The organism is Streptomyces sp. NPDC005866 (genome assembly GCF_040629895.1).
In the GTDB taxonomy this organism is placed as follows: domain Bacteria; phylum Actinomycetota; class Actinomycetes; order Streptomycetales; family Streptomycetaceae; genus Streptomyces.
The window spans coordinates 133,695-142,383 of sequence record NZ_JBEXWP010000024.1; the positions used below are offsets into that span (position 1 = coordinate 133,695).

6 protein-coding genes are annotated in these 8,689 nt (G+C 71.1%); 2 read left to right on the forward strand and 4 right to left on the reverse strand.

What is annotated here, in order from left to right:
• Positions 1-7 precede the first annotated feature (7 nt).
• Positions 8-2,368, reverse strand: a complete 2,361-nt coding sequence (locus ABZ396_RS30460) for a glycoside hydrolase family 31 protein (protein WP_358926508.1) — start codon at positions 2,366-2,368, stop codon at positions 8-10.
• 213 nt (positions 2,369-2,581) lie between these two features.
• Between ABZ396_RS30460 and ABZ396_RS30465 the strand changes: the two genes are divergently transcribed.
• Both ABZ396_RS30465 and ABZ396_RS30470 read left to right on the forward strand, forming a co-directional pair.
• Positions 2,582-4,549, forward strand: coding sequence for an acetoacetate--CoA ligase (locus ABZ396_RS30465; protein ID WP_358926507.1), 1,968 nt, complete (start codon positions 2,582-2,584; stop codon positions 4,547-4,549).
• A gap of 522 nt (positions 4,550-5,071) precedes the next feature.
• Complete coding sequence (locus ABZ396_RS30470; RefSeq protein ID WP_358926506.1) at positions 5,072-5,965, forward strand: hypothetical protein; 894 nt, start codon at positions 5,072-5,074, stop codon at positions 5,963-5,965.
• Between the two features lie 68 nt (positions 5,966-6,033).
• On the opposite strand, the gene ptsP is transcribed toward ABZ396_RS30470, so the two are convergent.
• The 3 genes from ptsP to ABZ396_RS30485 all read right to left on the reverse strand — a co-directional run.
• Positions 6,034-7,704, reverse strand: a complete 1,671-nt coding sequence (gene ptsP / locus ABZ396_RS30475; RefSeq protein WP_358926520.1) for a phosphoenolpyruvate--protein phosphotransferase — start codon at positions 7,702-7,704, stop codon at positions 6,034-6,036.
• 96 nt (positions 7,705-7,800) lie between these two features.
• Positions 7,801-8,250: a PTS glucose transporter subunit IIA gene (locus tag ABZ396_RS30480; protein ID WP_358926505.1), complete on the reverse strand. Its 450-nt coding sequence runs from the start codon at positions 8,248-8,250 to the stop codon at positions 7,801-7,803.
• Between the two features lie 241 nt (positions 8,251-8,491).
• Positions 8,492-8,689, reverse strand: a 198-nt coding sequence (locus ABZ396_RS30485) for a hypothetical protein (RefSeq protein ID WP_359186411.1), incomplete at its 5' end; no start/stop codon positions are given.

The window sequence follows — 8,689 nt, forward strand, 5'->3', positions numbered from 1 at the left end:
CCCCGGATCACCCCAGCCCCCTGACGCGCACAGGGCGCGACGGCTCCCTCCTGCCGTTGTCCCCCTCGCGTCCGACCACCAGCCGCCGACCCTCCCAGCGGGCGACGTAACGCTCGATCTCCGGCTCGTCCCAGCCGTCGCCCGCGTCCGGCACCAGCAGACCGCTCCCCGCCCGTCCCCGGACGGGCGCCCACACCTCCAGCTCCGTCCCGCCGTCCTCGCCCCGCACGGGAAGGACGGCACCCGCACGCGCGAGCACCGGAATCCGCGACAGCGGAGCGTCCATGAGCACCTGCCCCGGCCCCTCGTACGCCCGCTCCGTCACCGTGTCGTACCAGCGGCCCCGGGGCAGCTGCACCGCACGCCGGTCGGCGCCCGGATCCAGCACCGGAGCCACCAGCAGACCGTCGCCCAAGAGGAACGCGTCCTCGCAGTCGCGCAGCGCCCGGTCCTCCGGCGCACCCCACCACAAGGGCCGCACATAGGGCGCGCCGGTCCGCCGGGCCAGCTGCGCCAGCGTCATGAAGTACGGCAGCAGGCGTCGCCGTTCCAGGAGCGCCACGCGCGCGTGCTCCAGCGCCTCTTCCCCGAACTCCCACGGCTCCCTGCGCCCCGCCCGCATGCTCGCGTGCGTGCGGAACAGCGGCAGATAGGCGCCCAGCTGGAACCAGCGCACAAACAGCTCCGGCGACGGGCTCCCGTCGAAACCGCCCACGTCCGGCCCGGAGTACGGCACCCCGCACAGTCCGAGCCCCAGCACCAGCGACAGGGACGCGCGAAGCCCCGGCCAGCCGGTGGCGACGTCACCGGACCACGCGCCCCCGAAACGCTGCATGCCGGCCCAGCCAGAGCGGGAGAACAGGAACGGCCGCTCCTTGGGCGCCAGTTCGCGCAGCCCCTCGTAGGCCGCCCGTGCCATGCAGAGCGCGTAGACGTTGTGCGCCTCCCGGTGGTCGCCGCCGCGCCCCTCCAGGGCATGCCGCGACGCGCGCGGCAGCGTCGACTCGCCGAAGGCGTTGAACGACGTCGGCTCGTTCATGTCGTGCCAGAACCCGGCGAAGCCCAGCGCGAGCCGCTCCTCGTACAGCCCGCCCCACCACTTGCGCACGCGCGCGTGCGTGAAGTCGGGATAGACCGCCTCGCCGGGCCACACCACGCCCTCCACCAACCGCCCCGACGGATCCCGCACAAACGCGTCGACCCCCCTCCCGCTGTCGTAGACCGCGTTGCCCGGCGCGGCCTTCACCGCCGGGTCGACGATCGACACCAGCCGGACGCCGTCCCGCCGCAGGTCTTCCGCCAGCGTCGGCAGCTTCGGGAAGTGCTCGTGGTCGACGGTGAACACCTGGTGGGCGTCGTAATGGTCGATGTCGAGATGGACGGCGTCCAGCGGCAGACCGCGCTCCTGGTAACCGGCGACGATCCGCCGAACCTCCTGCTCGCTGCCGAAACCCCAGCGCGCGTGGTGATGGCCCAGCGCCCACGCCGGCGGCAGCGCGGGCGCGCCCGTGAGCGAGGCCCATGTGTGCAGCACGCGCGCGGGCGTGCCCACCATCACCCAGCAGCGCAGCGGACCGCCGTCCATCCGCAGCTCGCAGCGCCCGGCCCGGTCATGGCCGGAACCGGCGCCCTCCTCGCCCTCCCTGAGGGTCACCGTGCCGTCCCACGAGGTGTCGTGGAACACCAGATGCGCGGCCGCGTCCGCCACCACCAGCTGCACCGGCATGGTGATGTACAGCGGGTCGTCACCGGGCCCGAAGGCCCGGCCGGGGTCGGTGTTCCACAGCCGGTACGTGCCGTCGCGCAGCCGCGGCCCCGAGGCACGCCCGCCGAGACCGAAGAACCGCGCGTCCGCGGCGACCTCCGACCGCTGCACCCAACGTGCCAGGCCGCCGTCCACCGGCTCCCACCAGCGGGGCGGCAGATCCCGCCGCAGCATCACGCCACCTGGCGTGCACACCTCCACCGCGCCGTGCCGCGAGACGCTGACCGTCACCCGCTCCGCCACGACCCGCCAGCCACCGTCCGTGTCCGGCTCCAGAACCGCCCGCGGGTCAGGTTCGGGACAGCGCCCCGCGAGCGCGTACGACGGCTCGGGACCGGCCCCGTCCCAGCCCCAGAAGACCGCCCCGTTCACGGCGACCGTGATCCGCAGCTCGGACCGGCTGAAGCGGATCACACCGCCTCCAGGCCCCGGCTCCACCTCCTGCACAGGACCCGGCACCCGGGCGCGCTCGGGCCCCCGTGCGGGCAGCCCGGCGGCGTCGATCCGCCTCCTGCGCCACGCCGCCCGTACGCTACGCAACCCCTGAGCCGCGTTCCTCGAACCGACCACTCTCACCGAACGCACCAGGTCACGACCGTCCATGCTGCTCACCCTGCCACTCGACGCTCCACACGCGCGTGCCGTTCAACTGCCGTTCACCCGTGCCGAGACCACATCTTCACGACACGGACTATGTGGAGCGCACCCTGGTGTAGAAGTCGATCACATGGCATCGTCCCTGTCAGCCGCGTCACGCGCACACCCCAGCACGTGCGCGCCCGACGCACACCAGCGCAGAAGCCCGGGAGCCGCCCCATGTCGACCGCGAACCCCCAGCCGCTCTGGCAACCCGACCCGCAACGGATCGCCCAGGCACGCATCACCAGGTTCCAGACCTGGGCGGCGGAACACCACGGAGCCCCCGCCAAGGGCGGGTACCCGGCATTGCACCGCTGGTCGGTCGACCATCTGGACACGTTCTGGAAGGCCGTCACGGAGTGGTTCGGCGTCCGGTTCTCGACGCCCTACACGCGCGTGCTCGGCGACCGCGCGATGCCCGGCGCCGAATGGTTCCCCGGGGCGAGACTGAACTACGCCGAGCACGCCCTGCGCGCCGCCGCCGACCGCCCGGACGAACCCGCGCTCCTGTATGTCGACGAAACCCACGAACCCCTCCCGGTCACCTGGGCCGAACTGCGCCGCCAGGTGGGCTCCCTGGCCGCCGAACTCCGCGCCCTCGGCGTCCGCCCCGGCGACCGCGTCAGCGGCTACCTCCCGAACGTCCCGCAGGCCGTGGTCGCCCTCCTCGCCACCGCCGCCGTCGGCGCCGTCTGGACCTCCTGCGCCCCCGACTTCGGCGCCCGCAGCGTCCTGGACCGCTTCCAGCAGGTCGAACCGGTCGTCCTGTTCACCATCGACGGCTACCGCTACGGCGGCAAGGAACACGACCGCCGCGAGATCGTCGCCGAACTCCGCCGCGAACTGCCCACCCTGCGCGCCGTCGTCCACATCCCCCTGCTCGGCACCCCCGCCCCCGAAGGCGCCCTGGAGTGGTCGGCCCTGACCTCCACCGACACCGAGCCCGAATTCGAACAGGTCGCGTTCGACCACCCACTCTGGGTGCTGTACTCCTCCGGCACCACCGGCCTGCCGAAGGCCATCGTCCAGTCCCAGGGCGGCATCCTCGTCGAACACCTCAAACAGCTCGGCCTGCACTGCGACCTGGGCCCAGAGGACCGTTTCTTCTGGTACACCTCGACCGGCTGGATGATGTGGAACTTCCTCGTCTCCGGCCTCCTCACGGGCACCACGATCGTCCTGTACGACGGCAGCCCCGGCTACCCCGACACCGGCGCCCAGTGGCGTGTGGCCGAACACACCGGAGCCACCCTCTACGGCACCTCGGCCGCCTATGTGATGGCCTGCCGCAAGGCGGGCGTGCACCCCTCCAGTGACTACGACCTCTCACGCGTGCAGTGCGTCGCCACCACCGGCTCGCCGCTGCCCCCGGACGGCTTCCGCTGGCTGCACGACGAGGTCCGCGACGACCTCTGGATCGCCTCCGTCAGCGGCGGCACGGACGTGTGTTCCTGCTTCGCGGGCGCCGTACCCACCCTCCCGGTCTACACCGGCGAACTGCAGGCGCCCGGCCTCGGGACCGATCTGCAGGCCTGGGACCCCAGCGGCAAGCCCGTCATCGAGGAGGTAGGCGAACTGGTCGTCACCAACCCCATGCCCTCGATGCCGATCCGCTTCTGGAACGACCCCGACGGCGGCCGCTACCACGACAGCTACTTCGACATGTATCCCGGCGCCTGGCGGCACGGCGACTGGATCACCGTCACCTCCCGCGGCTCGGTGATCATCCACGGCCGATCCGACTCCACGCTCAACCGGCAGGGCGTACGGATGGGCTCGGCCGACATCTACGAGGTCGTCGAGCGCCTTCCCGAGATCAAGGAATCCCTCGTCATCGGCATCGAGCAGCCCGACGGCGGCTACTGGATGCCCCTGTTCGTCCACCTGGCCCCGGGCGCGGTCCTCGACGAGGCCCTGCTGAACCGCGTCAAGCAGGCCATCCGCGAACAGCTCTCGCCGCGCCATGTCCCCGACGAGATCATCGAGGTCCCCGGCGTCCCGCACACCCTCACCGGCAAGCGCATCGAGGTCCCGGTCAAGCGCCTTCTCCAGGGCGCGCCACTGGAGAAGGCCGTCAACCCCGGCTCCATCGACAACCTCGACCTGCTGGGCTTCTACGAGGAACTGGCCCGCAAGCGCCCCTGACGCTCCCAAGAGGCAGGCTCACCCGCCATAGTCGGCCTCGGACTCGCCTGGTACGGCGGCGAAGCCCGAGGCCGGTCGCACCACGTCGGCCGGCTCCAGCCGGCAGTCGAGATCCGCGCTCCCGGGACCGGCGACCGCCGGAACCGCGCTCCGGCCGCCACCCACCAGCCGTACGACCGCAGGCCGTTCACCAAGGCCGACTCATCCCGCACGGGTACCGACAGATTCACCCCGCCCGGCCGTCGGCGCCCTCGGCGACATCGCCGCCAACCGCCTTGGGTGCGCCTACGCGACTACCTCGCAGTCCATGCACTCGACAGTCCGCCCCGCACAGCACGGGCCCACTCGCCGTCACGACTGCCATCGCCGCCGACCCGCTCGGCTGGACCGCTTCCGGCGCCACCACCGTCCTGGCCTGCACGATTCAACACCGCCCGGTCCGAGACCGGCTTCCGCAACCCCCATTGTCAGTGGCGCCGGTTACGGTGAGTGAGCATTGATCGACCGCTCACAGGGGGAAACATGGCGCACACCGACCACCGGACCATGCGACGCGTTCTGCGCCGCGAAATCGCCGGCACCATCGGCCTGCTGACCGACGAACACGACTTCCGCGCCATGCGGCGCTACCTCACCTTCACCTTCGACGACCACCTCACCTACCTGCGACAGATCGAAGCCCTCCTCAGGACCCGCGCCGCAGAGGGCACCCACACCACACTCGCCCTCTTCGACCCCGAGGAATACGCCGAGTTCTGCACGAACACCGGAGCAGACCCGGACGACCCCGCCAGCCGCACCCGCTTCACCGCCGAACTCGCGGCCACCGGCGCCACCATCCCCTACGACGGCCGACCTCTCGCCGACCTCGTCCCCGCCCTGGTCGACGAAGCGGTACGCCAGGCCACCTGGGAATACGCCAGCACCCTCCTGGCCCGCCTCGGCCCCTGCCCCACCTGCGGCGAGGACATCGGGCGCGCCGCCTTCACCCGCGCCTCCCGCCTCCTCACCCGCATCCTCGACACCGCCCCACCGGGCGACCGCCACCTCGTGTGCAGCGTCTCCGGACCACCCGAAACGCTCGTCACCGTCCTCCACGCCGACCAGGACAGCGAGGGCACCACACACCTCGACGAAGGCGAGGTCCTCGAATTCACCAGCGTCCTGGCACTCGGCCTCGCCACCCGCAGCCCCGGCGGCCTCGTCATGCGCACCAGCGCCCCCGGCACCGCCGACCGCATCTACGGCTGGCGACTGCGCGGCGACCGCCTTGCACCCCTCACCGCAGCCGAGGTCTTCGACGCCTACTGCACCGACGTCGAATCCGGCGACCTCATCTCCCCGGAATCCGACGTCGACTACAGCACGCCGCCCGACCTGGGCGACCAGGACACGACCCCGGGCCACCACCACTGAACGCACCGGGGGCGCCCCACCGCAGGTGGAGCGCCCCCGGAAAGGCAGCCGGTCACGGCCACGGCAGGCTACTCGCCGGACAGCACCGCCTGAGCCGCCGTCCGGGCCTCGTCCGCGCTGTCGGCGGCACGTGCGGCGGAAGCGGCCCGCTCGCACTGGGCCAGCGTGTGCTTGGCAAGCGTGGCCCGCACATAGGGGATCGACGCAGCACCCATGGAGAGGGAGGTGACACCCAGACCCGTCAGCACACATGCCAGCAGCGGATCCGACGCGGCCTCGCCGCAGACACCGCAGCTCTTGCCCTCGGCCTTCGCCGCCTCCGCGGACAGCGCGACCAGGTCGAGCAGCGCCGGCTGCCACGGGTCCTGCAGCCGGGACACCGCACCGACCTGACGGTCCGCGGCGAACGTGTACTGCGCCAGGTCGTTCGTGCCCAGCGACAGGAACTCGACCTCCTGGAGGATCGAACGCGCCCGCAGCGCGGCCGACGGAATCTCCACCATCGCGCCGAACTTGGCCCGCAGCCCCGCCTCACGGCAGGCATCCGCGAACGCCTTGGCATCGGCGCGGTCCGCCACCATGGGCGCCATGACCTCAAGGTAGACAGGCAGTCCCTCGGCCGCCTTCGCCAGCGCGGTCAGCTGCGTGCGCAGCACCTCGGGGTGGTCCAGCAGCGTCCGCAGACCGCGCACGCCCAGCGCCGGGTTGGGCTCATCCGCAGGGGTCAGGAAGTCCAGCGGCTTGTCCGCACCCGCGTCCAGCACCCGCACGACGACCCGGCCCTCCGGGAACGCCTCCAGCACCTGACGGTAGGCCTCGACCTGCTTCTCCTCGGACGGCGCGTTCTTGCTGTCGTCCAGGAACAGGAACTCGGTTCGGAACAGACCCACACCCTCGGCACCGGCCTCCACGGCTGCCGGCACATCCGCCGGTCCGCCCACGTTGGCCAGCAGCGGCACCTTGTGCCCGTCCGCGGTGACACCGGGGCCGGTCGAGGCGGTCAGCGCGGCCCTGCGTTCGGCGGCCGCGGCCTCCAGCTCGGCCTTCTTCTCCGTACTCGGGTTCACGAAGATGTCGCCGGTGCTGCCGTCGACGGCGATCATCGTGCCCTCGACGAGCTCACCGGCGCCCGGCAGCGCCACCACGGCCGGAACGCCGAGCGCCCGCGCCAGGATCGCGCTGTGACTCGTCGGCCCGCCCTCCTCGGTCACGAAACCGAGCACCAGAGTCGGGTCCAGCAACGCGGTGTCCGCCGGAGCCAGATCCCGCGCGACCAGCACGTACGGCTCGTCGCTGTCCGGGACACCCGGCATCGGAACCCCCAGCAGCCGGGCGACGATACGATTCCGCACGTCGTCCAGATCGGCCACGCGGCCGGCCAGGTACTCGCCGGCTCCGGCCAGCAGTTCGCGGTACGCGGCGAACGCGTCGTACACAGCACGCTCGGCGGTGCTGCCGACGGCGATCCGGCGCTCCACGTCAGCCATCAGCTCCGGGTCCTGGGCCATCATGGCCTGCGCCTCAAGCACCGCCTGGGCCTCGCCGCCCGCCAGGTTGCCGCGCGCGATCAGGTCGGCGGCCACGGCCTCCACGGCCTGCCGGGCACGCCCCGGCTCCCGCTCCGCCTCTTCCGCCGGGATCTGCTTGGCAGGCGGCTCCAGCACCGCCGTTCCCATGTGCCGAACCTCGCCGATCGCCACACCGTGGCTCACACCGACGCCTCGCAGCGTTGTCTCCATCTCACCCGTCTCCGATAGTGCGGCGGGTCCCGCCGCCGCGATGGTTGTCGTGATCGCCGTCCTCTTCGTCATATGACGGAAGGGGCGGCGGGGTCATCAGTTCCAGGCGAAGAGGCTGTCGCCGGCCTTCACGTCACCGTCGTCACGGACGTCGGAGAGGGAGTCGGCCGTGGCCTCCAGGGCCACAACCGGGCATACCGGGGACTTGCCGGCGGCCTCGACCTCGGCCGGGTTCCAGCGGATGATGCCCTGGCCGCGGGTCACCGTGTCGCCCTTGTTGACGAGCAGTTCGAAGCCCTGACCGTTGAGCTGCACGGTGTCGATACCGAGGTGGGTGAGCACGCCGTGGCCGTTCTCGTCGACGACGACGAACGCGTGCGGATGCAGGGAGACGATGACTCCGTCCACGGGCGCCACGACCTCGGAAGGCTCACGCGCGGGGTCGATCGCTGTGCCCGGGCCGACCATGGCCCCGGAGAAGACCGGATCCGGCACGGCGGCCAGTCCGATGGCACGTCCTGCCAGAGGGGACGTCACGGTGGTCATGGGAAGCCTCCCGGAGATGGAGCTGCTTACGGGCCGTCACTCCCTGTCCCGGACGGCACTGAGCAGCAGCGTATGTCATATGAAGTGGCGGTTCCGCATGGAAGCTACCAGCTAGTGGTCTAGACCACCAGCCCAATCGATTTGCACGTCCTTCGAGGCTCCGTGTACAGTCGTACCCCTGCTTGAGGCCAAGCGGCGCGACAAAGCGTCCTTCCTGAGCAGCACCCAAATTTGTCAGATCCTAACTCGGGATCATCTTCTGCATGCCTGCGGGAGAGTGGTCAGAGGGTCGGAAAAACACTGATAGAGTTTGGAACACCGAAGGGAAGCCCGGAGGAAAGCCCGAGAGGGTGAGTACAAAGGAAGCGTCCGTTCCTTGAGAACTCAACAGCGTGCCAAAAGTCAACGCCAGATATGTTGATACCCCGTCTCCGGTCGT